This window comes from Bacteriovorax sp. HI3 (genome assembly GCF_059738875.1).
On sequence record NZ_AP026946.1, the window covers coordinates 335,685 to 361,692 of the forward strand.

The following is a 26,008-nucleotide window of genomic DNA, read 5'->3' on the forward strand; positions in this document are numbered from 1 at the left end:
ACTGTTGAACTAATGATTCCTATACTTTAGTATTGTTCCATGGAAAAAGTGAATTCGAAGTTAGATGAAGTGTTAGAGTGGATGATTTATGGAAGTTTATTGGTTTTGGCCATTGGACTTTTGACGTCGCCTACTATCCTGGCACTGTCTCATATTTTGATGATCCTGCCTGCTCTTTATTTCATTCCTAGAACAAATTATTCCTCATGGCCCAAAAGTGCATGGGCGCTTTTAGCGATGAACATTGTCATTATTTTGTCCGTATTAGTGAATCAAGATATTGCAGTGAGAGGTTATGTTCCAATAGCGAAAGCAAAATACTTTATTTTTGGTTTTGTTTCTCTAGGGCCTCTTGCATGGGTTTTTAAAAATCATTTTAACGAAAAAAAAATATCTTATATTTTGTATGCATTATGTTTGGGAACAACGCTAGCAACGGTGTATGGAATTTTAAAAATTAAGTTTGGTCATAGCTTGATTTTTATTGGTGCGCCAACTAACGATACACGTGTTGGTGGCTTTTTTGGTATGTTGATGAATTACGCTCATAACATGTCTTATTTTTTAATTATTCTTTTGGGAGTAATTATTTATCGAGAAAAGTGCAAAAGATATATCAATATGAATTTTGTCTATGCCGTTTTCATTATAAATCTTGCCGGTCTTTATCTTTCTTATACTAGAGGGGCCTGGCTAGGCTTCTTATTTGCGATTCCATTCTACTTTTTCAAAAATCATAAAAAATGGTTCGTTGCTGCGGTTGGAGGAATCATTGTTTTTGGAGCGATTGTCTACTTTGCAGCGGGACAAGCGATGCATAGGAAGGATTATGACGCAACCAGGCTCGGGCAGTGGCAGGCCGCAATTGCAGCTTTTAAAGAGAGGCCAGTGTTTGGGTATGGATATTTAAATTTTGAAAAACACTCTGTGAATATTAAGCAACGATACCATTTTCTGGTTCCTGACTTTAAAGGACATGCTCATAATAATGTTTTTGAAATGCTTGGATCTACAGGGCTATTAGGGGTTACAACTTTTATTTTATGGTTAGTTCTTTGGTTTAAAGAACTTTATAACAGATCGGATGTGCTTGCTCAGATTGGACTGCCTTTCATTGTTACATTTTTTATAGGCGGTTTGACCCAGTCAACAATCAGCCTTGGAATTAATCTCTTTTTTATAATTGCAGCCTATTCAATAAGCTCCTTTGTTCAAGTGAAAACGAAAGAGATCTCAAACTCCTAAAAACTATTTTCTCCAATGTAATTCTCTTTTCTTACACCTATTTTTTTAATACTATTTTGCGATAAATTTAATATGCAAAACTAGGTAATTATGAACAAAGTAACAAAGGGCATTATTTTGGCTGGTGGATCGGGGACACGTCTTTATCCACTGACAAAAATTATCACTAAGCAACTTCTTAACATCTACGACAAGCCAATGATTTTTTATCCCTTGAGTCTCTTAATGCTGGGTGGGATTCGAGAAGTTTTAATTATTACAACACCACATGATCAAGTACATTTTAAAAGTCTTTTAGGTGACGGGAGCCAGTGGGGCATTAAGCTTGAGTATGTTATCCAGGAAAAACCAACAGGACTACCTGATGCATTTATTCTAGGTGAGAAGTTTATTGGCAACGATAACGTTACGCTTATTCTTGGCGATAATATGTTTTACGGTGATATTAAATTTTTTAAGAATGCTCTTCTTTCACCGGCTAAAGCAAAAGCTTTTGCTTATCCCGTAAGCGATCCTGAAAGATATGGTGTTATTGAGTTTGAAGCAAAGACACAAAAAGTATTGAGTCTTGAAGAAAAACCAAAGGCCCCAAAATCAAAATACGCAATTCCTGGATTATATATTTTTGATAATTCGGTAAGTGAAAAAGCAAAAAAAATTAAACCAAGTGCTCGCGGTGAAACAGAAATCGTAGAGTTGTTGAAAATGTACATGCAGGAAGGAGAGCTTCAGGCACAGGTTATTTCCAGAGGTGTAGCTTGGCTTGATACGGGGACACCGAAATCACTGCTGGAGGCTTCCGCATATATTTCAGCAATCGAAGAAAGACAAGGATTGAAAGTTGCTTGTCTTGAAGAGATTGCTTTGAGGATGGATTTTATTACGATTGATAATTACAACAAAATTGTTGGAACACTTCCGGAGTGTCCATATAAAAAATACCTGCAAAATGTAGCGAGTGAGATCGAGGGGCAACATGCTTAAGAAAAAAGTTTTATTAACTGGGTGTGCAGGATTTATTGGTTCGAATTTTGTAAAAAATATTTGTACGCAAAAAGAAATATTAGCAGAGTACAATTTTGTTATTCTCGACTCTCTTACATACGCAGCTAGACTGGAGAACATTCAACCTGAGCTAAATCAATATCCAGAGAGTTTAAGTTTTGTGAAAATGGATATTCGAGATGGTGATCAGATTGAGAAGCTTTTTCAATCTGAAAATTTTTATGGATGTATTAATTTTGCGGCAGAGTCTCACGTAGATCGCTCAATTGAATCAGCAAATCTTTTTGTTGAAACAAACGTTCTGGGGACTATGAATCTGTTAAACTCGAGTTTAAATAGATTCAAAGCAACAGGAGAGTTTCGTTATCTGCAAATCTCTACTGATGAGGTTTATGGAACACTTTCAGCCACAGACCCAGCTTTCACGGAAAATAACCCACTTGAGCCAAATAGTCCTTATTCTGCCTCAAAAGCAGGAGCAGATTGTCTGGTAAGAAGCTTCTATGAAACTCATAAACTTCCCGTGATTATCACTCGATGTTCAAATAATTATGGACCATATCAGTTTGATGAGAAATTTATCCCAGTAGTATTAAAAAAATCTATGAATGATGAATCTATTCCTGTTTATGGAAATGGTTCTAATATTCGCGATTGGATTTATGTTGATGACCATAATGTTGGCGCATGGCTGGCCTTTGTTAAAGGAACTCCAGGAAATGTTTACAACCTGGGGGGAGCTACAGAGTTAACAAATTTAGAATTAACGAAAAAAATTCTAGCAGCAACTGGTAAACCTGAATCATTGATTACATTTGTTGAAGATAGAAAGGGCCATGACTTCAGATATGCAATTAACTTTGAAAAAGCGACACGTGATCTCGGATGGAGACCGCAAATAACTTTTGAAGAAGGCATTAAGAAGACAATTGTTTATTACAAAGAAAAATTTAAATCTTAGGGGGCTGTTCGTTGAAAAAAGTTTTAGTGACAGGTGCAGACGGTTTTATCGGCTCACACTTAGTTGAGATGCTTGTTGCCAGAGGATACTCTGTAAGAGCTCTTGCCCTTTATAATTCATTTAACAGCTGGGGATGGCTGGATTCAATTGCATGTATCGATAAGGTAGAAGTGGTTACTGGTGATGTTAGAGACCCATTTTTTTGTAATGAAATTACAAAAGGAATTGATACCGTTTATCACCTGGCAGCGCTTATCGCGATTCCGTACTCCTATTCAGCACCAGCAAGTTATGTTGATACAAATATCAATGGAACTCTTAATATTTGCAAAGCTGCAATGGAAAATAAAGTTAGGCGAGTAATTCATACTTCAACTAGTGAAACTTACGGGACTGCTTTGTATGTGCCAATCGATGAAAAACATCCGATGCAACCACAGTCACCTTATAGCGCCTCGAAGATTGCAGCCGATGCAATGGCAATGAGTTTTTTTAATTCATTTTCTCTTCCACTAACTATTGCGAGGCCATTTAATACTTATGGGCCTAGGCAATCTGCTCGCGCAGTTATTCCGACAATTATTTCTCAAATTGCTTCAGGGATGAAAGAAATCAAGCTTGGTGATGTGACACCAACAAGAGATTTTAATTACGTGACAGACACCTGCCGTGGTTTTATTGCACTCGCAGAATGTGAAGAAGCGATTGGAAAATCAGTTAATATTGGTTCAAATTACGAGATTTCTATTGGGGATACTCTGAATATTATTAAAAAAATTATGAACAGTGACGTGACTTTCCTGTTGGATGAGCAAAGACTACGTCCGGAAAAATCTGAAGTCCATAGGTTATGGTGTGATAATACTCTCATTAAGCAACTGACCGGATACGTTCCTGAGATTTCAATTGAAGCTGGTCTGGAAAAGACAGTTGAATGGTTTCTCAATAAAGAGAATCTTAAACAATATAAAGCTGGAATTTATAATGTCTAAAGTTCTTATTATTGCAGAAGCAGGTGTTAATCATAATGGTGATATCAAGATTGCTAAAGAATTAGTGGACCAAGCCTTGTTGGCCGGGGCTGATATTGTAAAGTTTCAGACTTTTAAGGCTGAAAACCTGGTAACGAAGTCCGCAAAAATGGCCGAATATCAGACAAAAAATACAAACGTTAGTGAATCGCAGTTTGCGATGCTTAAGCGTCTTGAGTTAAATGAAGAAGAGTTCATTGAGCTGAAAAAATACTGTGAATTGAAGGGAATTGAATTTCTTTCAACGGGATTTGATCTTGAGAGTTTAAATTTTTTAAAAACTCTTAAAATGAATTTGTGGAAAATACCTTCAGGGGAGATTACAAACCTGCCGTATCTTGAATTTATAGGCAAGGAAGGCGGACTTATTATTGTCTCGACAGGTATGTGCACTTTTGAGGAAGTAGATGCTGCTTTAAAGGCTCTAATTGAAGCTGGTGCTTCAAGAGAAAAGCTAGTTGTCCTTCACTGTACTACTGATTATCCGACAAGCTTTAGTGATGTTAATCTAAATGCAATGAGAGCAATCGCTGAAAGATTTGGGGTGCCCGTTGGATATTCTGATCATACGAATGGAATTGAGGTTGCTATTGCAGCTGTCGCGCTTGGTGCGACAGTTATCGAAAAGCACTTTACTCTTGATAAAAATATGCCGGGACCTGACCATAAAGCTTCATTGAATCCGGAAGAATTAAAAAATCTTGTCGATTCAGTCAGAAACATTGAAAAAGCTCTTGGATCAAAAGATAAGAAGCCCACGGCTAATGAACTTGAAAATATCAAAGTTGCCAGAAAGTCAGTGGTTGCCAGAAAAGAGATCAAAGCAGGGGACATTTTCTCGGAAGAGAATCTTACGACAAAAAGACCTGGCACAGGGATCTCTCCAATGAAAATTAAAGAAATTTATGGAAAAACGGCCAAGAGAAATTTCTCAGAGGATGAGATTGTAGAACTATGAAAAAAATTTGTTTCATTACATCGACAAGAGCTGATTATGGATTGTTAAAATGGTCCATGAAAGAAGTCCAGTCTTCTGCGGATTTGCAATTGCAAGTTATTGCGACAGGTATGCACTTATCTCCAGTCTTTGGTGAAACATATAAAGAAATTGAAATTGACCAGATTCAGGTCGATGAGAAAGTTTCTTTAGGATCATTGGATGATTCTGTAAACTCAGTTAATCTTCAGCTGTCTGAAGCTGTGAAAAACATTTCTCAGGCCCTAATCAGGCTTCAGCCTGACGCTGTGGTTTTACTTGGTGATCGTTATGAAATCTTGGGAGCTGCTCAGGCAGCCTTTTTTCTTTCGATTCCAATTATTCATTTGCACGGGGGAGAGAAGACTGAAGGTGCTTTTGACGATGTTATTCGCCATTGTATTACAAAGCTAAGCCAATATCATATTACTTCGACTGAAGTTTATAGACAGAGAGTTATTCAATTGGGGGAAGCCCCTGAAAGAGTTTTTAATCTTGGAGCTCCCGGATTAGAAAATTTTTTAAAACAAAACTTAATGAGTAAGGAAGAGCTGGCAAAAAGTTTAGGGGCAACATTTTTAAGTAAAAATGTGCTGGTAACTTTTCACCCGGTTACTGGGGCCAGTGAAGATATTTCAAACCTTCTTAGAGCATTAGAGAAATTTCCGAATGTCGGACAGTTTATTTCTCTTCCAAACTCCGATCCAGGGTATTCAAAAATTGCGACCAGCCTTAAAGACTATGCAGCTAAAAATCCAAATGTTTTTTTATTCACAAATCTTGGGCCACTTAAATATTCAAGTATGCTAAAGATTGCTGATCTTGTTGTTGGAAATTCTTCAAGTGGTATTTTAGAAAGCCCCTTTGTTGGAACAAAAACCCTCAATATTGGAGAGAGGCAAAAAGGCAGACTTTATGACGATGAGATTGTGACTCATGTGGAATGTCGTGAAAAAGAAATTTATGAAGCACTTAATACACTTTTAAAAGAGCCCTATACAAAACAAAACTCCCTTCTGTATGGAACGGGGAATTTCGCAAAGCCATTTATAAAACTGATTTCGCAGCTAAAATTTACCAATCAAAAGAAATTTCATGATCTGGAGCGAGTTAATGCATGATAGATTAAAAGGTTTTACGATCCTTCATCATAAGACTATTAAAGACGCTATGGAGCAGCTTAACGGATTAGGCGGCCATCGAGGAATTTACGTTATAACAGATACTCATACTGTTTGTGGTTCAGTTACAGACGGAGATATTAGAAGAGCGTTGCTTAAAGGTTGTTCAATGAATGACAGCGTTACGACCGCGATGCAAGAAAATTTTATTTATGGTAATGAGTCGCTTAGCGAATCTCAAAAAAAAGATCTTCTAAAATTAAAAGATATTCAATCGTTTCCAATCCTGAATGAAAAAAAACAATTGGTAGATATTTTTAGTACTGAAAGCAATAAAAATCACGATGACATTTATGTTGTTTTGATGGCCGGAGGTATGGGAACTCGTTTAGGTAAGATTACAGAACATATTCCCAAACCAATGGTAGAGGTTGCAGGTAAACCAATGCTTGAAAGGATTATGAAGAAAATTATTGATCAAGGATTCAGTAATTTTTTTATTTCTTTGAACTACAAAGCGGAAATCATTGAAAATCATTTTGGAGATGGATCAAAGTTTAACTGTAACGTTTCATATCTGAAAGAAAACGTAAGGCTAGGGACAGCTGGGCCGCTGTCTCTATTGCCAAAAAATATTTCGTCTCCAATTATCGTTATGAATGGAGATTTGTTGACCCAGGTAGATCTGGGGCAGTTGCTCAAATTTCACTATGAACATAAGTCTAAAATTACAATGGGCATTCGCGGGCATGAGATCCAGGTTCCTTTTGGAGTCGTGGATATCAAAGATGGTATGGTTAATTCATTCATTGAAAAACCTGTCTATAATTTCAATGTTAATGCCGGGATTTACGTAATTGAGCCTGAAATTATTTTAAACATACCTCAAGGCAGCTATTACGACATGTCGACGTTACTTAACTGTATGCTGGAAAAGAAAATGAGCATTGCATGTTTCCCTATCATTGAAAACTGGATTGATGTGGGAAGAGAGTCAGACTTAAATGATGCCAGAGAATTTTATTCAGTGGATAGAAAATGAAAAAAGTTCTTCTGATAGGATATGGTTCAATTGGAAAAAGACACGCTGAGCTTTTTAAGTCCCAGTCCGCCAAAGTTGGATTAGTTTCCTCTCAGACAGGCACTCCTTTTGAGACTTTTTCGAATGTAAAAGAAGCAGTAGAGAATTTTTCTCCAGACATTGTTTTAATTACTAATGAAACAAGTAAACATTTTCAGTCGCTCACTGATTTGGTGGCCGCTCGTTTCACTGAGAGTGTTTTTGTTGAAAAACCGATCTTTGAAGAGCCTGTCGAACTGGATCATCACTTCAAAAATATTTTTGTGCTCTATAATTTGAGAATGAGCCCTTTGCTTTTATCTTTAAAGGAAAAATTAAAAGATCAAAAGATTATTTCTGCCAATGTTTACTGTGGCCAGTATTTGCCAACATGGCGCCCTGGTAGGGATTACAAAGAGACATATTCAGCAAAAAAAGAACTAGGCGGAGGAGTCATTCGTGACCTCAGCCATGAGTTGGATTATACGACATGGTTGACTGGTAGATTTGAATTTGTTTCAGCTCTTGGAGGGCATTTTAGCAACCTGGAAATTGCTAGTGACGATGTTTTTCACTTAATAGGCAAATGCACTAATGCTGCTTCTGTGAATATCACAGTTAATTATCTCGATAGAAGTCCAACTAGAAAAATTATTATCAATACAAACGATCACACTTACAACCTTGACTTAATCAAGGGAGAATTAATAGAAGACAGCACAGTGATACTAACAGGTGTAAAGGCAGTTAATACCTACTTAAGCCAAGTCGAAAATATTTTAAACAACACGTTTGAAAACTTTTGTACTTACGAGCATGCCATGAACACTCTTCTATTAATTAAGGCTGCTGAAAGCTCCTCTGCAGAGGGGAAGGTTATAAAACTATGATGAGATTATGTACAATTTGTGCTCGCGGAGGCTCAAAGGGTGTTAAAGGGAAAAACCTAAAAGTTATCGGAGGTCTTCCATTAATCGCTCACAGTATCAGGCAAGCAAAAGCTTCAGGGCTATTTGAATATGTTGTGGTGAGTTCTGATTCTCCAGATATTTTGAATGCCGCGATGGAGTACGGAGCTGACTTTACTGTTCAGAGACCGGAGGAGTTAGCAACAGATACTGCAGCAAAACTTCCCGTAATTAAACACTGTGCAATGATGGCCGAGAAAATAACGAATAAAAAATTTGATGTATTTGTCGACTTGGATTGTACGTCGCCACTTAGAACTATTGAAGATATCAAAGGTGTTGTCGAGATGACTGAAGTTGATGATTGCAGTAACGTCATTACAGGTATGACGGCAAGGCGATCGCCTTATTTTAATTTGGTTGAGATGAACGAAAATGGCTTTGTTAATCTGGCCAAAAAACTCGACAGACCAATTGTGAGACGTCAAGATGCCCCTAAATGCTTTGATATGAACGCTTCAATTTATTCATGGAAGCGCGAAGAATTCTTTAAGTTAGAATCAGTTCTAAATGAGCGTACAAAGATTTTTGTAATGCCTGAGGAGAGATCAATAGACATTGATTCCGACCTTGATTTTGAAATTGTAAAATTACTCATGGAAAAACATCAATGAAATTAAAAGATAAAGTTATTGTCGTGACAGGTGGGGCAGGATTATTAGGTCAGGCCTTTTGTAAAAAAATTTCAGCAGAAGGCGCAATTGCCGTAATTGCTGATATAGATCTTGATAGAGCTTCAAAGGTTTCATCAGGAATTGCCAATTCTTATCCTGCTAAATTAGATATTACGTCAAAAGAATCACTAGATTCTCTTATCCAGGATTTGTCTAAGAAGTTTGGCCATATTGATGGACTTGTAAACAATGCGTATCCTCGTAATAAGAATTACGGTAAGAAGTTCTATGACGTAACTTATAATGATTTTTGCGAAAACTTAAATCTTAATATTGGGGGATACTTTTTAACTTCCCAATGTTTTATGAAATTTTTTGAAGTTCAAGGTTCTGGAAACATAGTCAGTATTTCTTCAATTTATGGTGTCGTCGCACCTAAGTTTGAAATATATAAAGACACTCACATGACAATGCCAGTGGAGTACGCGGCGATTAAATCGAGTCTGATCCATCTGACCAAATACATGGCAAAATATACGGCAGGCAAAAATATTCGTGTGAACTGTATAAGCCCTGGGGGGCTATTGGATGCCCAACCAGAAGCCTTCCTGCAAAAATATAAGGACAACTGTCTTAATAAGGGAATGCTGAATGCAGATGACATTACAGGAAGTCTGATCTTTTTACTGTCGCAGGATTCAACTTATATCAACGGACAAAATATTGTTGTTGATGATGGGTTCTCTATTTAATTTGATGAGCAACTTCATGAAGGGTGTCTACCCAATGAGTAATCTGCATATTTAAATCATTTTTGATTTTTCTTTTACTTAATAAGCTGAAGTGGGGACGCACGGCCTTTGTTGCAAACTCATTTGATAAAACTGGAATAACTTCTACGTCGAGTTTAAATGCTCTCTTTATTTCGCAGGCGACATCGTACCAAGAGCAGACTCCTTCATTTGAAAAATGATACATACCTTGAAGATCTGCACTTCTCGTAATGACTTGAGCAAGGTCTCTTGCATAAGTCAGGGTTCCGATTTGATCCTGAATGACCTTAAGTGTTTTCTGCGTTTCAGAAAGCTTAATGATTTTTTTTATAAAATTATTCCCGAAAGTCGAGTAAACCCATGATGTTCTTATAATTGCATAGTCACCGTCAGTATCGATAATGGCATTTTCGCCATCTCGCTTTGTCAGTCCATAATGATTTAATGGGTTAGTCACATCTTCTTCAGTGTATGCGGTCGACTTTTTTCCATCAAAAACAAAGTCAGTAGATATGTAGGTCATTTTGTAATGATGTTTTTTCGCCATCTCTGCAATGACAGATGTAGACTCTACGTTGATTTTCTGCGCTTTGCTTTTTTCTACTTCAGCTTGCTCAACATTAGTATAAGCGGCACCATGAATGACGCCTTTAATTTTTGAGTTATTAAAAAACTCTTTGACGGTATCAATATTCTCAAAATCAACGATACTTCTGTCGATAAAGTGATAATCCTGTCCGGCGATTCTTTTTAATTCCTGCCCCAGTTGGCCCGAAGCGCCAGTGACAATAATCATATTTGGCTCCAGTCAGTTTCTTTAAATCTTTTGTGCACAAGATCTTTTGGTGAAAGTTTCATGTCTTCAGGTTTTACACCCCAGTCAATATTGAGGGTAGGGTCATTGTAGATGATTCCACCTTCAGCACTTGCATTGTAAAAATTGTCGCATTTGTATGCAAAGACGGCCGTTTCGCTCAAAACAACAAATCCGTGGGCAAATCCTCTTGGGATCATGAGCATTTTTTTATTTTCTGCTGACAGTCGAATTGAAAAAACTTTCCCAAATGTTGGAGATTTGTGACGAACATCGACGGCTACATCCAGAACCTCTCCTTGAATGACACGAACAAGCTTTGCTTGTGCTGCATCACCTTTTTGGAGGTGAAGGCCACGTAATGTTCCATAGTCAGAAAAGGACTCATTATCTTGAACGAAACGATAATTAAGTCCTAAAGATTCAAATTTTTGGCAGTTATAACTCTCAAAAAAATAGCCTCTATTATCTTTAAATAGAGAAGGCTCCAGCACTAATAAGTCCGAAATACCGGTCTCGATTATTTTCATTCTAGCTCCCTATAAGTATTTGGTAAGTATGCATAAAATGGATGAATTCTACAAGAGAAGTTGTCCAGGTCAAGGAGGAAATCATTGTAATTGCAATATCTTAAAGTTACTATATTTCATTCATTGGCAAAAGGGATAAAGGGATGTTTGCCCGCAAAGTTTATAGAAATATTTTTATCGTAACGGATCGCTCTTACGAAGAAGATTTTTTACATCTATATGATTCACAACATGATTTAGTCTTAACTTTTGATTTTGCTGTCCATAAAAAAATCAAAGAACAAAAAGGTGAAGTTCACTTCCTGGATCATTTGCTTGATCCACAAGTTGTGGAAAGTGAAAATATTAATATTTACCGTTACTTTAAAAAATGGCACCTCGATAAAAATGGGCGTGATATTTTCAATTATAATGGATTGGATTTTGGATTTGTTTTCCGTCAGGAAATTTGGAACGACTTCACTTACTCTATTAGATTATTGATTAATCTTCGCGTGCTTAAAACGGTTGAATGCCAGAGACTTTATGTCGGAACAGATGATCAAGTTTTGCTTCAAATACTAAGTCTTCAAAATTTGAGTTTTACTAAAATTGAAATGATTCAAAATTCTGAGATGACCTATTTTTTTCCGATGAGTAAGTGGATGAATCAGGCCATAAGGCCAAGCGGTTTAAAAGCAAAACTTAGAAATGCTTTTTATTTTATTGTTCCTTGGGTAATGTTTTATTTACACAAACTTAATCCTTTTCTTGAACAGAAACCATTGGTGTTTGTTCAAAACTACCATCCCACCAAACCAATTCTACAAAAACTGGCAAGTGATAATAAAGTCAGGTTATGTCTTGAGAGATATTCGGATTATGGAAACTGGAAAGGCTATTTTCAGGAAAGAACAATACCATTATTTACTTTAAAGAAAAGACACACAAAAGAAGCAGAAAGATTATGGAATAAGTTTCGCAATGAAAAGCATGAAAGAATTGTTCTGCTGGACGGATCAGATATAACAGATTTTATTCTTCTTTTTTTTGAAAAAAGATTAAAGACAAATATCGTGTCTTACTTGAAATATATCGATTCAGTAAAATTCTATTTTTCTCACTACCCACCACAATTAGAAATTTTAGTAGGGAATGTTGGAATTTTCAGTGGCATTGTTCATGCTTATTTTACACAAAACAAGATTGCCAATTACTTAATCATTAATGGTTTCTTAGGGGATGATTTTGGTGATGAATCTAAATATGCTTTAACTATAAATAGTTATTCAGAGGCAATAAAGAAGAATTATTATCATGGCCAGGACAATATTGTAGTTTTGGGTGATCCTCGCATGGACCAGTATTTCTTAATGCCAAGAAGAGAAATTAATAGGGAGCAGACGGTTGTTTCCATCGGAACTTCGGCATTTAACAACGTAGATCTCAATTCATATTCATCAGAAGAGTTTTGCTTTTTAAGTGATATATTAACGGTTTTACAGGATAAGAAAAATAATGGAAAAAATATTGAGATTATCATTAAGGTCAGACCCAATGGTTACAAGTCACAGTATGTAAGTTTTCTTCAAGAGTATTTTCCAAGTTTAGAAGTCACTATCCTGGATTCTGTTCCAATGCTTAAAGTTTTGCAGAAAACAGATTTTTATATTTCATTTTATTCTCAAACATTATTTGAAGCTTCAATGTTGGGAGTTCCTGTCATTTTTTATAAAAAGGATACAATGGTTATGCATCCGCCTTTTGATGGGAAAGGGGAGTTGGTAACTGCTAAAAATCAAGAAGAGCTTTCAGCTGCATTTGAAGATTTTTACCTGGACAGCGAACGCTATAATAAGTTTCTGGATAGGAAAGTAATGGAGTACTATCAAGGACCTCTTGATGGGAACAATGTACAACGCAATATCGATTATATATATAAATTATTAAATTGTAGCAATGAAGCTCAAGTATTAGAGCTGGCAGCAAAGGTGAGTGCATGTTCAGATTGTTAATCACTTTTATTATTCGTTATTTGAAAATGGTGTATCGTCTGCATAAGACACGCAATAAATTTAGAGATTCGGTTATTTATGAGGGCGTGGTTGTTGAGCAAAGCTCGCTTGGGAAATATGTTGTTTTGTTCCGTGATGTTTATGTCTACTTATCCAAAATTGGAAATCATACATATATTCAAAAAAAGACAGCAATCTACAATACTGAAATAGGTCCGTTTTGTTCAATTGCTGAAAATGTAGTTGTTGGTCTTGCGGGTCATCCGACACATTTTATCAGCACTCATCCGTCTTTTTATGATTCTACACAGCCTCTACCTTATGCATTTGTAGAAGGAGTAAAATTCAATAACGTTTTGATTCCTACCAAAATTGGGGCAGATGTTTGGATTGGGTATGGAGCTCAAATTAAGGCCGGAGTCACAATTGGGCCAGGGGCAGTCATTGCGGCCGGAGCCGTTGTTACGACAGATGTTCCAGCATATTCAATTGTAGGTGGAGTGCCTGCAAAGTTTATCAAAAAGAGATTTAATGAAGAATTATGTCAAAAACTTGAAGAGAGTCAGTGGTGGAATTTATCTATCGTAGAAATCAAAGGTCTCTCAAAATGGTTTGATCAACCTGAAAAGTTTTTAGCAGAGTATGATAAGGTAAAAAAATGATTCTTTTAATAAAACGACTTAAGCAAAAACTACTCTATCAATTTTACTATAAAGCAATTTTAGGAAAAAGCGGGAAGAAGGTGAGTTTATTTGAACCTATTAGAATTGATGGGGGGGAGTATATTTCACTGGGAGATTTTGTAAGTATTCAAAGCAATGGTTGGCTATATGCTAAAAACACTAGCAATACCAACGCAGTCCTTTCAATCGGCGAAGGGACAGTATTAGGCTACAACAATCACATTACGGCTATTAAGTCAGTTAAGATTGGGAAAATGGTTTTAACTGCCAATAATGTGTTTATTACTGATAATTATCACGCTCATGAAGATCACTTAACACCAATTATGTTGCAAGAGGTGAAGTTTAAGGGAGACGTTGAGATAGGAGATGGGTCCTGGCTTGGAGAGAATGTTTGCGTAATGGGAGTTAAAATTGGCAAGAATTGCGTAATTGGTGCTAATAGTGTGGTGACAAAAGATATTCCAGACTATTCAATCGCCGTAGGTTCACCTGCCCGGATCATTAAGCAGTATTCAGAAGTCGAAAAGCAGTGGAAAGCGATACCTAGATAATTTGTGAAAGTTGAGCAAATCAGCTTCATACGGATAAAGTTTATTTAAATTTCGAAGATGATATTTCGTCGTAAATTTGAGATGTATAATCGTTGAATTCTTGTCATTGGCACTAATTAAAATTTTGTGTAATCGAGCAATCTATTTGGGTCTGCAAAGCACCATATCGAGGCAATGGCCTTAATGTCTTTTTCTATAATTCTACCGGGCAAATGTATACTTTCTGTAGGTATTTAAAGTACTATTTCTTTGTTATTGATAATTGGTAAATGGGTAATAATTATGGATGAATCAGTCCAAGGTGGCAATGTGTCATCCGGGGAAAATGAGGAAGGCCTTTTTCACAATTTTTAATATCAATAAGACAAAATATTTTGTCGGTTCTGTTGCTGCTAAAAAGAATACTATTGTTCATAGTTTTTTAAATAATTGAGGAAAAATGCAAAATATATTGATTACAGGTGGGGCCGGATTTATTGGGAGTAGGTTGTCTCTTGAACTTCTGAAAAAAGGATACACTGTTACTGTTTTAGATAATCTGAGTAAGCAGATTCATGGGGAAGATTCAGAATCCTCATCTCTTTATCAATCGATTAAGGGCAAAGTTAAGTTTATTAAGGGAAGTGTTTGCGATCGCTCGACGGTAGAAAGTGCCCTGGAAGACATTGATACTGTTGTCCACTATGCAGCGGAGACAGGGACAGGACAGTCTATGTATGCCATTGAACATTACACAGATGTAAATGTTTCAGGAACGGCACTACTCTTGGATGTGATTGCTAATAAGCCAAACAAAGTTAAAAAAATTATTGTTGCATCTTCACGCGCTATCTATGGAGAGGGGGCTTATAATTGTCCTGACCATGGCACTGTTTATCCTGAGGCTCGTTCGGTTGAAGATATGAGCAAAGGCGATTTTGAAGTACATTGTCCAAAGTGTTTTAAAGTGACTTCAATGATCCCAACGGCAGAAGATTCTATGATTAAGCCTGCCTCTATTTATGGTATCACCAAGTATAACCAAGAACAGATGTTTCTAGTTGTTGGGAAATCTTTGGGGATTTCGGCAATCGCTTATCGTTACCAAAACGTCTACGGTGCCGGACAGTCATTGGTTAATCCTTACACTGGAATTCTTTCAATTTTTTCAACTAGAATAAGAAATGGAAATGAAGTTAATATTTTTGAAGATGGACTTGAGAGCCGTGACTTCGTTCATGTTAGTGACGTTGTAAATGCTACGATTCTGGGAATCGAACATAAAGAAACAATTCAAAGTGTTTTTAATGTAGGTTCAGGTAAGGCCATTAATGTTTATGACTTATCTATGAAGTTGCGTGAACTTTTAAACTCAGACGTTCCTGTCAAAGTCACTTCAAATTTTAGAGTTGGTGATATTCGTCACAACCTTGCCGATCTCACAAAGATTAAATCGGTTTTAGGATATGTTCCAAAAATTTCCTTTGAAGAAGGTCTTAAATCGTTTGTTGAGTGGGTTAAGGCTGAAGCGGTTGGAAAAGATACTTATGAAGCCAGCATTAAAGAGCTTAAAGAAAAAGGTTTATATAAATGATTAAAGGAAGAGTGACTGCGATTGTAGCGAGCTATAATCATGCGGAATATTTAAAAGAAAGAATGGATAGTCTTGTTAATCAAACGTGGAAAGATCTTGAGATCTTGGTAATTGATGATTGCTCGACAGATAATAGTCTTGAAGTTCTTCGCCCCTATACTAAATACCCTCAAGTAAAATTGATTGAAAATCAAAAGAACTCAGGTTGGGTAAAAGTTAGTAATCAGGGTATTGAAATGGCCACTGGTGAATTTATAGTATTTGCGAATTGTGATGATTATTGCAAAGAAGATCAGATCGAAAAATTGGTTGCACCCTTTGCTGTTCATAAAAATCTTTGCGCTGTTTTTTCAAGAAATACGATGGTCGATGAAAAGAGCCAGGATATTGGTGATGATTTTGAAGGACGTGAAAAATCTTTCAAAGAAATATGCAGCAAGGATACCCTGATTTCTGGTCTACAGATGTCAAAATTTTTATTTCATTCTTGCGTGATTCCTAATCTTAGCCAGGTTTTAATAAAAACGTCGGCCCTAAAAGAAGTACATGGACTATCTTTGGATTATAAGGCATGTAGCGATTGGGATATCTTCTTTAAACTTGCAGAGAAATACGACTTTTACTATTTAACTGAAGAATTAAACTTTTTCAGACAACATAAAACGACTATTCGAAAAACAACAAAAGATAAAATCACTTATGATGAGTTTTATCGATTGCTTTCTTATCACATCAAGAGACTACCTTTAAGTTTTTTTGAAAATATAAAATACACTTTTAAAATTACTTTAATTTGGGCTCAACATTTGTCATCGCTTAGCCCGAGCAGCTTTATTAATTTTGGATACCACTTGAAAACAAACTTAGGGTATTACCCTCTAATGGTTGTTCTTTTACCTTTTGCTTGCGTCTATGAATTTTTTTATAAGATCTATCGAATTGGTAGAAGATTTTATAAAAGTTCCAGACCACAGGGAACTGTCTAATGTGCGGAATATTCGGTTTTAGTAGAGTTAGTCAGGATAATCCAGATGCGCTTTTAGATGCAATGGCACAAATGCAATTGCACAGAGGGCCGGATGGAGAAGGAAGATATGTAACTGACAAGTTTGCTTTGGGGATGCGTAGACTAAGTATCATTGATATTAATTCAGGACATCAGCCTTTTTATAGTGAAAATCAAGATATCGTTGTTTTCTGTAATGGTGAAATCTTTAACTATGTAGAGCTGCGAAGTGAATTAGAAAAGGATGGAGTTAAATTCAAGACCCATTCAGATATTGAAGTGCTTCCTCATCTTTATGAAAAGCATGGATTAGAATTTGTTCACCTTTTAAATGGAATGTATGGGATTTGTATTTTTGATAAAAAAACAAATTCAATCCATTTGGTAAGAGACCGTCTTGGTGTAAAGCCGATTTACTATTCTTTTGAAAATGGCATTTTTGCATATGCCTCGGAATTAAAGTCTATTCTGGCTTTAAATACTTTTAAGCCGACAGTGGATTTCAGTGCCCTTTCAACTTACCTGGATCTTCTTTATATCCCTTGTCCGAAAACGGGCTTCAACGAAATAAAAAAAATTCCTTCAGGGAGTGTTTTAACGTTTAATGCTTCAGGGATCAAGATTTCTCAATATTGGGGACCTCAAAAGTTTCAACCAATTGAAGATGAAAACCTGATCTTGGAAAAAATTGAATCTCTCCTGGAAGACAGCATCCGCATCCAAATGCGAAGTGATGTTCCAGTTGGAGCTTATTTGAGTGGAGGACTAGATAGTTCAGGAGTTGTTGCCTATGCTTCAACCTTTACAGAGACTCCGCTTAATACATTTCATCTTTCGTGGGAGAATTTAAAAGGAAAGATTAACGAAGAGTCGTATGCGAAAGGAGTCTCTAGTTTATATAAAACTAATTTTAATCTTTCGAATTTTTCTGATATCGACTTGTTAAATTTACTTCCTAAGTTAATCTGGCACATGGAAGAGCCTTTAGCTGACGCGGCCTTTGTGCCGACGTATACTCTGGCAAAAACAGCAGCAGAGTCTGTCAAGGTTGTGTTGAGTGGAGCCGGTGGGGACGAATTATTTGGTGGTTATTCAAATCATAAAAAATATCCATTGCATGAATCATTTTTAAGATTAATTTTACAGAACTCTTGTCCTGCCTCTTCGAGTTATGATCGCTGGAAAGACAATCGTTACAATTGGAAGAAAATTTTCAGTTGGTATGAAAAAAATTCTGGAAAGGAAGAATTTGATACTATTTTTAAAAAATTCAAGAACGATGATGAATTGAATGCACAAATGCTTTCAGATACATTCAACTATTTACAGGACGATATTTTATTACTGACTGATAAAATGACAATGGCCACTTCTTTAGAGTGTCGTGTCCCATTATTGGATCACCGACTTGTTGAATTGAGTTGGCAAATCCCTTCAAGATTTAAAGTTAAAAATAATGAAAGAAAATTTATCTTTAAAAAGCTGCTTGAAAAGAAACTTCCTCATGAATTGATCTACAGAAAAAAAGAAGGATTTGGTATACCTGTTGATGCCTGGACCGAGCGATACTTAAAAGAGTTCCAAGGAATTCTTTCAAATGGGTATTTAGCTCGTAACAATTTAATTAAATTAGCTGATATTAATGAAATACGTTCCTGGCAATTGTGGAAGGTAGTTGTTTTAGAAATCTGGGCGCAGTTATTTATTGAAGGAAAGAAAGCTAGTGATATTAACCAAGCTTAAAGAAAAACAAATTCCTTATCTAATTGCGAGCAAGAAAATTAAAAATGAAGTTCTGGCTTTACTTTTAATTGGTGATTTTTTTTTAAGAAAAGGCCTTGTTAAGATTAAGTATTTGAGGTTTAAAAGGAATCGTAAGATCATTAGCCTCTTAAGACATTTTCCAACATCAGCAGATTCTGTCTTGAAAATTGAAAGAATTGCAGAAGCTACAATTTTTAAAACGGAGACTTTACTCCCAAGCTTGATTACTAAAAAAGATTTCGATTCACATTTTAATGATATCGAGGATTTCTTCAAACTTCATAGGTTTAACTGGCTATGGAGCGAATATCTGACACAGTTGAATCCCGAGGCCCTTCAAGAAGCTTTGAGCTTGATACTTTCATGGATCTCTAAAGATTATGACATGGAAGGGAATAAAGACATCTTCGAGTCTTATTCAATATCAGAAAGAATCACAAGCTGGATTTTCTTCCTTGTTTTTTCTAAGGGTGTAATTAATATCGATGAAAATGATATTAAATTAATTTCTAAATCCATTATTAAGCAACTTAATTACTTAGCTCAAAATCTAGAATTCAAGGGGCAGCTTACAAATAATCACATTTTAAAAAATGCAATGGCCTTATATGTAGGAGGTGCATTTCTAAGTGATGAAAAAATTAAAGAATTAGGAAAAGTCATAATAATTGCAGAATATGATGAGCATATTACTGATGGGTATTTACAGGAAGATTCAACTCATTATCAGTTTATTGTTACTCGATGGTTTATTGAAGTTTTTCATGCTTCGAAAATAGCAAAAGACTATGAATTTCAAAAGTGGCTTGAACCTAGACTGAAAAACCTATTAGGAGTTTGCAGGAAAACATTTTTACAGAACGGAACAGGCCCTTTATTTGGTGATATTTCGCCGGATTTTCCTGTCGAGACCTTTATGTCTTATCCTTTCATAGACATAGAAAAGAAGTCTCCATGGAGCTTTTTGTTAAATGGTTTAAGTGCCTCTCCCGAAGTCGTTAATACAAAAATTAAGAATGTATGGATTCATAAAAAAATTGGTAAGTTTGATCTTTTTGTAATGGCAAAAAACAAAGGAATTGGAAGTCATGGACATGAAGATAATGGCAGCTTTGTACTTTTTTGCGAGGGAAGTGCACTTGTTCAGGATTTAGGAAGAAAAGACTATACAGGTGACCATATTTCAATTGAACAACAAAAACAGGCATTTCATTCAATGCCTTGTTTGGGGCATAGACCTTGGGATATTAAGACAATCCCAACGATTGTTAAGAGTTTATTCATTTCAAAGTTTAATATTATTCAAGAATCTGAAGTTCTTTTTAGGTATAGAGTTTCATCTTTCGACGGAGCCGCCGTTATTGAAAGAACATTTCAATACAATTTAGAGAAGGAAAATTTAATTCTTCGAGATAAATTACTTTCGAAAAAATCAGACTATGTTTTAGCTTTACCACTTGATTGTTCTGCTGATTCATTGGCACTTAATGGTTCGCGAGTTAGCTTTAACACTAAAACACAAAAAAGATATTTTATTTCTTCCGATTGTAAACATGAAGTTCAGCATTCTGTCATGAGTAAAAATTATGGTAAGCAAGAGGATTGTGCTTTATTAATCTTTAAAAAATCATTAAATCCTGGCGAGTTTATTGAGTACATTTTTGGCAGCGAGGATCGCCATGATTAAGGGTCTAGTTTCCATTATTGTTCCTACACATAATCGAGCAGAACTTCTTGAGCTTGCGATACACAGTGTGCTTAAACAGACTTATAAAAATTGGGAAATTATTATAATTGCTGATGCTTGTGTCGATCATACAAGTGCGACGCTTGAGAAATATAAGGGATATGAAAACATTTTTTCGTTTGAGTCGCGTGAACCTCTAGGTGGTGGTGGGGCGAGAAATTTTGCTCTCAAAAAAGCGCGCGGCGAATTTGTAGCCTTTCTGGATGATGATGATGAGTGGTTACCTGAAAAACTTGAAAAGCAAGTCGAAGCAATTAATTCAGAAAAATATGCAATCATTGGATGTAATTATTTTTCTGTAGACCAGAATGGAAGCCGCAAGATTTCTGCACATGGAGTTTATACTTTAAAAGATTTGCACAGATCGAATTTTATTGGCAGTTTTTCATTTGCTTTAACGCGTTCTAGTTATTTAAAGAACATTAGCATTAATCCTGATTTAAAAGCTTGTCAGGATTGGGATCTGTGGGTGAAAATCCTCACCCTCTCAGGGCTAGATGCAATCGTGATTGATAATGTTTTAGTCAATTACTCTAACGATGATTCGAGACCTCGACTTACAAATCACAGGAAAAATCCTGCTTATTCATTTATAAAGTTTTATAGAGTTATATGGAATTCTCTTTCTGGTTTAGAGCGTTTGTATGCTTTGGAGACATTAAAAAGAATCAGGTTTGCCGATCGAAGGGGCGCTGGGCTTGTTGCCAGGCTCTCATTTCAATTGAGTTTTTTAGCACAGAGACCTAAGCATTTTATAGCTTGGTTTTATTGCCTGATGAAGCATCCAATTTTTTATAGAAAAATGAAGAATGTTTGTTATCATTTCAAAAAATAGTAAAAATACAGAGTCGTATGTTTTTAAAAGAATTATATAAAAAAATTAATTATTGTCTCAATGCCGACAGAATTGGACCTGATGTGCCTTTTACGCATTGGATGTTACATTTTGAAAGCAAAATGAAAAAACTTTGCAAAAGAAAATTTCAAAGTTTTGCGGATTCTGCTGTGATTCGCCCTGGAGCATATGTCATTGGATGTTCTAAAATAAAAATTGGCTCGAGGGTTGTTCTTCGACCTGGCTGTATGCTTTTTGGGGAGTCCTATACACTCCCGACCTCAATCATCATTGAAGACGATGTGATGATTGGCTCTGGTGTTCATATGTATATCAGTGACCACAAATTTGAAACCAGAGATATTCCCTTGATTGATCAGGGGTCAACTCCTGATGAGCCAATTATTTTGCGCAGAGGGTGCTGGGTTGGAGCGAAGGCGATCCTTCTCTCAGGTGTTGAAATTGGTGAAAATGCAGTGGTGGGTGCCGCCTCTGTTGTTACTAAATCTGTCCCGGCGGGTGCCGTTGTCGTTGGCTCTCCTGCTAGAGTTATAAAATACATACCTACGACTTAAAAAGTTGGTGTTATTTTGCTTTTTGTATACTAAAGTTTTATCCCTATATTTAGCAGTGAAGTTCAAGGAAATTTCTCATGGCAGGAAAAGACCACAATTCAGTTTCAGTCCTTGGTTTGCTGCAACGCCTTTGGGGTCATCTGTCAGACCGCAGAAGATTTCAATTTAAGCTCGTCTTAGTTTTAATGGTGGCCAGTGCCTTTATGGAAGTTATTAGCCTGGGTGCAGTTATTCCATTCCTAGGCGTGTTAGTGGCGCCAGAGAAAATTTTTCAATATTCAATTGCACAAAAAACAGCGACTTTTTTTAGTATTTCACAACCGCATGAGTTAGTGCTTCCTTTGACTTTAATTTTTATTGCAGCCGCTCTTTTCGGAGCAGGACTTCGTCTGCTTCTTCTTTGGGCCTCGAGTAGAGTTGTTTATTCTACGGGTTCAGATATTAGTTATGAAATTTATCGCAGGACCCTCTTTCAGCCTTATTTGACACATCTATCGCGCAATACAAGTGAGGTGAGTAGTGGGTTAAATTACAAAGTGGTCTACACTGTAGGGGCCATGTATCAAACATTAGTGCTGATCACGTCAATTGTTTTGGTCAGTATTATTCTTTTGGTGCTAGTCGTTTCTAAGTCGGCTTTGCCTTTTATTTTAGCATTAGGTTTCGGTGGTTGTTATTTTGGCATTAGCTTATTTTTTAAGAGAAAGTTAAAGAAGAACTCGGAGTTAATTTCTAGCGAGTCAACTCAGGTCGTCCGTGCTGTTCAAGAAGGCCTGGGTGGAATTAGAGATGTTCTATTGGATGGCACTCAGGATTTTTACTGTGAAATTTATCGCAAAGCAGACATTCCGCTGCAGCATGCTATCGGGAACAATATTTTCATTGGAGGAAGTCCGCGCTTTTTGATGGAGGCCATTGGGATGCTTTTGGTCGCAGGTCTTGCTTACGTGTTAAGTCAATCGGAAGGTGGAGTGGCGGCAGCATTTCCAATTCTTGGTGCAATTGCCATGGGTGCCCAGCGCTTGCTTCCTTCACTTCAACAAAGTTATGCTTCATGGGTAGGAATTGTATCTAACCAAGCAGCCTTGAGAGAGACTTTGGATTTCTTAGATCAGCCTCTTGTTGGAGAAGATTTTTCAAACGTAGCGCCACTTGATTTTAAAAAAGAAATTCAATTTGATGCGGTTAAATTTCGTTATTCAGCTACAACTCCTTTAGTTCTTGATGGCATTTCGCTAACTATTCCAAAGGGGGCAAGGGTTGGGATTACTGGGGGAACCGGTAGTGGAAAGAGTACGATGCTTGACTTGCTGATGGGTCTTGTTGAGCCGGCGGAAGGTGTAATTAAAATAGATAACCAGGTCCTCAAAGGAGCAGTAAAAAAGTCTTGGCAAAAGATTATTGCTCATGTTCCTCAAGTGATTTACCTGACAGATGCATCGCTTGCTGAAAATATTGCTTTTGGTATTCCTAAAGACAAAATTGATATGGCGAGAGTTCGCTCAGCCGCTAAAAGAGCACGTATTGATCATTTTGCGGAAAGTAGTCCTCAGGGGTATGAAACTAGCGTAGGCGAAAGAGGTGTAAAGCTTTCTGGTGGGCAACGCCAGAGAATTGGGATCGCGCGTGCACTTTATAAAGATGCGACCGTTTTAATGTTTGATGAAGCCACAAGTGCACTTGATAACAACACTGAAAAGGAAGTTATGGATGCAATTGATTCTCTTGATTCTGACCTGACAGTCATTATCGTAGCACATCGTTTAACGACGATTAAAAAATGCGACATCGTGATTGAAGTTTCTCAAGGGAAGATTGTTGGATTGGGAAGTTATGAGCACTTGTTACAAAATAGTGAAAGTTTTAGGAAGATGGTAAATATACATTCTTAGGAAATCTTTATGACGCATAAAATTTTAGAAAAGATCACCCCTGTTGTAAGAGAAGTTTTTGAAAATCCAGCAATGGTTGTGACCAGTGATTTAAATGCTGACAATGTGGCCGATTGGGATTCTGTTCGCCATATTTCTCTTATTGTCGGAATTGAAGATGCAACAGGAGTTGCCTTTACATCTGACGAGCTGGCAAACCTTCATAGCATTGGAGATTTTGTCCAATTGTTAACTGTTAAAGGTTATGAAGCTTAAATGAAAAAAATAACTCTGCTTTCAAAATTTCCAATGAAAGACTGGGCGCAGATGGATCAGTTTATAGCTGTTACTCATGGGCAAGGACATATATTAAGATACCGCCCTATATTTGAGTGGTTTTTCGTCAGAGGCGAAGACCGCGAACATGCAAATATGCTTGTTGCTTATGAAGAAGACAGACTTGTCTCTCTCTTGGGTTATCTGCCTACAACTTTCAATTGGAATGGTGAAAATGTGCAGGGAGCATGGACTGCTTTTTGGATGACAATTGAAGAGTACCGCAATGGGGTCGGCGTTCTTTTAATGAGAAAATTAACAGAACTTTTTCCAATTGTAGCCACACAGGGGGCGAGCGCAATGAATCAGGCCATTGTTTCTAAAATGCGATTTCAATTTTTAGAAAAAATTCCTAAATCAGTTTGTGTTTTTAATAGAGAAAAAATAAAGAATGAATTAGGTTACGATTCCTCAAAAGACTTCAATCTAAGCGATAACGGTTCTGATATTGCCGAGGTCGATTTTTCTTCAATGAAGGATTATTCTCCAGACTGGAATTTTTATCCTGCACTAAAATTTGGAACACTTCGCACCTATAATTATATCAATCAAAGATACGCAACTTACCCTTTTTTTAAATATAAAATTTTTGTAACTGGCCCAAAAACGGCACCAGCTGTTTGTGTCGCAAGAGTTGTAGATACAGATAGAGGGATAAAGGTTGCAAGAATACTTGATTTCTTTTTTCCTGAAACAGATGAAGGAAAAAAGTTAGGCATGGATTTAATGAAAAAGTGCCTGAATTCTTTTCAGAAAGCAGGTTGTGATTATGCAGATTTTTACTGTACAGCAGATGAATACCATAAAATGTTAGAAGAAACGGGATTTGAAAGAGACTACAATGACTCTCTTCCTAGCTTGCTTGATCCCATCGACATGAGTAGAAAAGTTCAGAATGCTGAAATTTATGTTTCGGCAGCATTGAAGGCTAAATCACCGGAAGGTATTGATCACTTTTTCATCTCTAGAGGTGATGGAGATCAAGATCGTGCGAATAAGTCTTATTTGGTAAAAATGGGGATTAATCTTTAAATGAATAATGTCACAGTTGTAATGTATCACTATGTGAGAGATTTCAAAACATCCAAATACAAGGGTTTGAAAGGACTTCAGGTGGAGTTATTTGAAAAGCAAATTTTGTTTTTCAAAGATAATTATACAATTGTTGGAATGGAGGATATTTATGAGTCTCTTCTCCATAAAAAACCTCTTCCAGACAACGCTTTGCTTCTGACTTTTGATGACGGTTATATTGATCATTATGAATTTGTTTTTCCAATCTTGAAGAAACATAAGCTCACTGGTGCGTTTTTTCCTCCCGTTCTAACTGCCCAGCAGGAAGTCGTTTTGGATGTAAACATTATACATCATGTGTTGGGAGCAGTGGAGAATTCAAAATTATTAATGAGTAGAGTCTTAAAGTTAGTTGAGATGAATAGAGAGAAATACTCATTGGAAAGCGACGAGTATTACATTGAGAAGTATTTTCAATCTAATCGTTTTGATACACCAGAGACCATTTTTGTTAAAAGAATGCTTCAGGTTGCATTACCGTATGAGTTAAGAAGAAACATCTGTCTTGATCTTTTAAAAGAGTTTTTAGGCGTTGATGAGAAACAGCTGGCCATGGATCTCTACATGAATATGAAGCAAATTAAAGAGATGAAGGCAGCCGGAATGTTCTTTGGTGGACATGGATATAAACACAAGTGGCTAAACTCTCTTACATCAAAAGAAATTACAGAAGAGATTGATCATACGATATCTTTCTTGAAAGAAATCGGAATGCCCGCTGAAAATTGGGCCATTTGTTATCCTTATGGTGGATTTAATGATGACGTTCTTCATGTTTTAAAAAATAAATCCTGTCTGGTTGGATTTACTACGGAAATGCGAATCGCTGATCTTTCATTAGATAACTCTCTTTTGATCCCTCGTTTAGATACAAATGATATTAAGTATTAATAAAAGG

25 protein-coding genes are annotated in these 26,008 nt (G+C 36.5%); 23 read left to right on the forward strand and 2 right to left on the reverse strand.

Features of this window, described 5'->3' with window-relative positions; all coding sequences use genetic code 11:
- The first annotated feature begins 39 nt into the window (after nucleotides 1-39).
- From AC6JA8_RS01570 to AC6JA8_RS01615, 10 genes are all read left to right on the forward strand, one after another.
- Entirely contained in the window at nucleotides 40-1,245 is a 1,206-nt protein-coding gene (locus AC6JA8_RS01570) for an O-antigen ligase family protein (RefSeq protein WP_497975459.1), read from the forward strand.
- 90 nt (nucleotides 1,246-1,335) lie between these two features.
- Nucleotides 1,336-2,229 carry a glucose-1-phosphate thymidylyltransferase RfbA gene (gene rfbA, locus AC6JA8_RS01575; RefSeq protein WP_497975460.1) on the forward strand — a complete coding sequence of 298 codons (894 nt, stop codon included), beginning with the start codon at nucleotides 1,336-1,338 and terminating at the stop codon, nucleotides 2,227-2,229.
- Nucleotides 2,222-3,211, forward strand: a complete 990-nt coding sequence (gene rfbB, locus AC6JA8_RS01580; RefSeq protein ID WP_497975461.1) for a dTDP-glucose 4,6-dehydratase — start codon at nucleotides 2,222-2,224, stop codon at nucleotides 3,209-3,211. The genes rfbA and rfbB overlap by 8 nt, the downstream gene beginning before the upstream one ends.
- Before the next feature lie 11 nt (nucleotides 3,212-3,222).
- Nucleotides 3,223-4,203 (forward strand): NAD-dependent 4,6-dehydratase LegB, encoded by a 981-nt coding sequence (locus AC6JA8_RS01585; protein ID WP_497975462.1) that lies wholly within the window; start codon nucleotides 3,223-3,225, stop codon nucleotides 4,201-4,203.
- Nucleotides 4,196-5,200, forward strand: coding sequence for an N-acetylneuraminate synthase (gene neuB / locus AC6JA8_RS01590; protein WP_497975463.1), 1,005 nt, complete (start codon nucleotides 4,196-4,198; stop codon nucleotides 5,198-5,200). The genes AC6JA8_RS01585 and neuB overlap by 8 nt, the downstream gene beginning before the upstream one ends.
- Entirely contained in the window at nucleotides 5,197-6,339 is a 1,143-nt protein-coding gene (gene neuC, locus AC6JA8_RS01595) for a UDP-N-acetylglucosamine 2-epimerase (RefSeq protein ID WP_497975464.1), read from the forward strand. Before neuB ends, neuC begins: the two co-directional genes overlap by 4 nt.
- The gene (locus AC6JA8_RS01600; protein WP_497975465.1) at nucleotides 6,332-7,381 is read left to right on the forward strand and encodes a nucleotidyltransferase family protein; all 1,050 of its coding nucleotides are present in this window, start codon (nucleotides 6,332-6,334) and stop codon (nucleotides 7,379-7,381) included. Before neuC ends, AC6JA8_RS01600 begins: the two co-directional genes overlap by 8 nt.
- Complete coding sequence (locus AC6JA8_RS01605; RefSeq protein ID WP_497975466.1) at nucleotides 7,378-8,289, forward strand: Gfo/Idh/MocA family protein; 912 nt, start codon at nucleotides 7,378-7,380, stop codon at nucleotides 8,287-8,289. Before AC6JA8_RS01600 ends, AC6JA8_RS01605 begins: the two co-directional genes overlap by 4 nt.
- On the forward strand, nucleotides 8,286-8,981 hold the full coding sequence (locus AC6JA8_RS01610) for an acylneuraminate cytidylyltransferase family protein (RefSeq protein ID WP_497975467.1): 696 nt from the start codon (nucleotides 8,286-8,288) through the stop codon (nucleotides 8,979-8,981). Before AC6JA8_RS01605 ends, AC6JA8_RS01610 begins: the two co-directional genes overlap by 4 nt.
- Complete coding sequence (locus tag AC6JA8_RS01615) at nucleotides 8,978-9,733, forward strand: oxidoreductase (protein WP_497975468.1); 756 nt, start codon at nucleotides 8,978-8,980, stop codon at nucleotides 9,731-9,733. The genes AC6JA8_RS01610 and AC6JA8_RS01615 overlap by 4 nt, the downstream gene beginning before the upstream one ends.
- Here the strand turns inward: AC6JA8_RS01615 and rfbD are convergent.
- Both rfbD and rfbC read right to left on the reverse strand, forming a co-directional pair.
- Complete coding sequence (gene rfbD / locus AC6JA8_RS01620; RefSeq protein WP_497975469.1) at nucleotides 9,726-10,550, reverse strand: dTDP-4-dehydrorhamnose reductase; 825 nt, start codon at nucleotides 10,548-10,550, stop codon at nucleotides 9,726-9,728. The two genes, AC6JA8_RS01615 and rfbD, sit on opposite strands and share 8 nt — an antisense overlap.
- Complete coding sequence (gene rfbC, locus AC6JA8_RS01625; protein WP_497975470.1) at nucleotides 10,547-11,098, reverse strand: dTDP-4-dehydrorhamnose 3,5-epimerase; 552 nt, start codon at nucleotides 11,096-11,098, stop codon at nucleotides 10,547-10,549. The genes rfbD and rfbC overlap by 4 nt, the downstream gene beginning before the upstream one ends.
- Nucleotides 11,099-11,241: 143 nt before the next feature.
- Here rfbC and AC6JA8_RS01630 point away from each other — a divergent pair, with 143 nt between their 5' ends.
- The 13 genes from AC6JA8_RS01630 (at nucleotide 11,242) to AC6JA8_RS01690 (ending at nucleotide 26,001) form a co-directional block, all read left to right on the forward strand.
- A complete protein-coding gene (locus AC6JA8_RS01630) occupies nucleotides 11,242-13,092 on the forward strand; it encodes a CDP-glycerol glycerophosphotransferase family protein (RefSeq protein WP_497975471.1) in 1,851 nt (616 codons plus the stop codon).
- Complete coding sequence (locus AC6JA8_RS01635; RefSeq protein ID WP_497975472.1) at nucleotides 13,077-13,754, forward strand: CatB-related O-acetyltransferase; 678 nt, start codon at nucleotides 13,077-13,079, stop codon at nucleotides 13,752-13,754. Before AC6JA8_RS01630 ends, AC6JA8_RS01635 begins: the two co-directional genes overlap by 16 nt.
- Complete coding sequence (locus tag AC6JA8_RS01640) at nucleotides 13,751-14,329, forward strand: acyltransferase (RefSeq protein ID WP_497975473.1); 579 nt, start codon at nucleotides 13,751-13,753, stop codon at nucleotides 14,327-14,329. Before AC6JA8_RS01635 ends, AC6JA8_RS01640 begins: the two co-directional genes overlap by 4 nt.
- Before the next feature lie 439 nt (nucleotides 14,330-14,768).
- Complete coding sequence (locus AC6JA8_RS01645) at nucleotides 14,769-15,902, forward strand: NAD-dependent epimerase/dehydratase family protein (RefSeq protein WP_497975474.1); 1,134 nt, start codon at nucleotides 14,769-14,771, stop codon at nucleotides 15,900-15,902.
- Complete coding sequence (locus AC6JA8_RS01650; RefSeq protein ID WP_497975475.1) at nucleotides 15,899-16,888, forward strand: glycosyltransferase family 2 protein; 990 nt, start codon at nucleotides 15,899-15,901, stop codon at nucleotides 16,886-16,888. Before AC6JA8_RS01645 ends, AC6JA8_RS01650 begins: the two co-directional genes overlap by 4 nt.
- Entirely contained in the window at nucleotides 16,888-18,651 is a 1,764-nt protein-coding gene (gene asnB / locus AC6JA8_RS01655) for an asparagine synthase (glutamine-hydrolyzing) (RefSeq protein WP_497975476.1), read from the forward strand. The genes AC6JA8_RS01650 and asnB overlap by 1 nt, the downstream gene beginning before the upstream one ends.
- Complete coding sequence (locus AC6JA8_RS01660) at nucleotides 18,632-20,359, forward strand: hypothetical protein (protein ID WP_497975477.1); 1,728 nt, start codon at nucleotides 18,632-18,634, stop codon at nucleotides 20,357-20,359. Before asnB ends, AC6JA8_RS01660 begins: the two co-directional genes overlap by 20 nt.
- The gene (locus AC6JA8_RS01665; RefSeq protein WP_497975478.1) at nucleotides 20,352-21,254 is read left to right on the forward strand and encodes a glycosyltransferase family 2 protein; all 903 of its coding nucleotides are present in this window, start codon (nucleotides 20,352-20,354) and stop codon (nucleotides 21,252-21,254) included. Before AC6JA8_RS01660 ends, AC6JA8_RS01665 begins: the two co-directional genes overlap by 8 nt.
- A gap of 122 nt (nucleotides 21,255-21,376) precedes the next feature.
- On the forward strand, nucleotides 21,377-21,829 hold the full coding sequence (locus AC6JA8_RS01670; protein WP_497975479.1) for an acyltransferase: 453 nt from the start codon (nucleotides 21,377-21,379) through the stop codon (nucleotides 21,827-21,829).
- 77 nt (nucleotides 21,830-21,906) lie between these two features.
- Nucleotides 21,907-23,721 (forward strand): ABC transporter ATP-binding protein, encoded by a 1,815-nt coding sequence (locus AC6JA8_RS01675; RefSeq protein WP_497975480.1) that lies wholly within the window; start codon nucleotides 21,907-21,909, stop codon nucleotides 23,719-23,721.
- Between the two features lie 9 nt (nucleotides 23,722-23,730).
- Nucleotides 23,731-23,976 carry an acyl carrier protein gene (locus tag AC6JA8_RS01680; RefSeq protein WP_497975481.1) on the forward strand — a complete coding sequence of 82 codons (246 nt, stop codon included), beginning with the start codon at nucleotides 23,731-23,733 and terminating at the stop codon, nucleotides 23,974-23,976.
- Nucleotides 23,977-25,068, forward strand: a complete 1,092-nt coding sequence (locus AC6JA8_RS01685) for a GNAT family N-acetyltransferase (RefSeq protein ID WP_497975482.1) — start codon at nucleotides 23,977-23,979, stop codon at nucleotides 25,066-25,068.
- The gene (locus AC6JA8_RS01690) at nucleotides 25,069-26,001 is read left to right on the forward strand and encodes a polysaccharide deacetylase family protein (RefSeq protein WP_497975483.1); all 933 of its coding nucleotides are present in this window, start codon (nucleotides 25,069-25,071) and stop codon (nucleotides 25,999-26,001) included. It abuts the gene before it with no gap.
- Nucleotides 26,002-26,008: the final 7 nt, after the last annotated feature.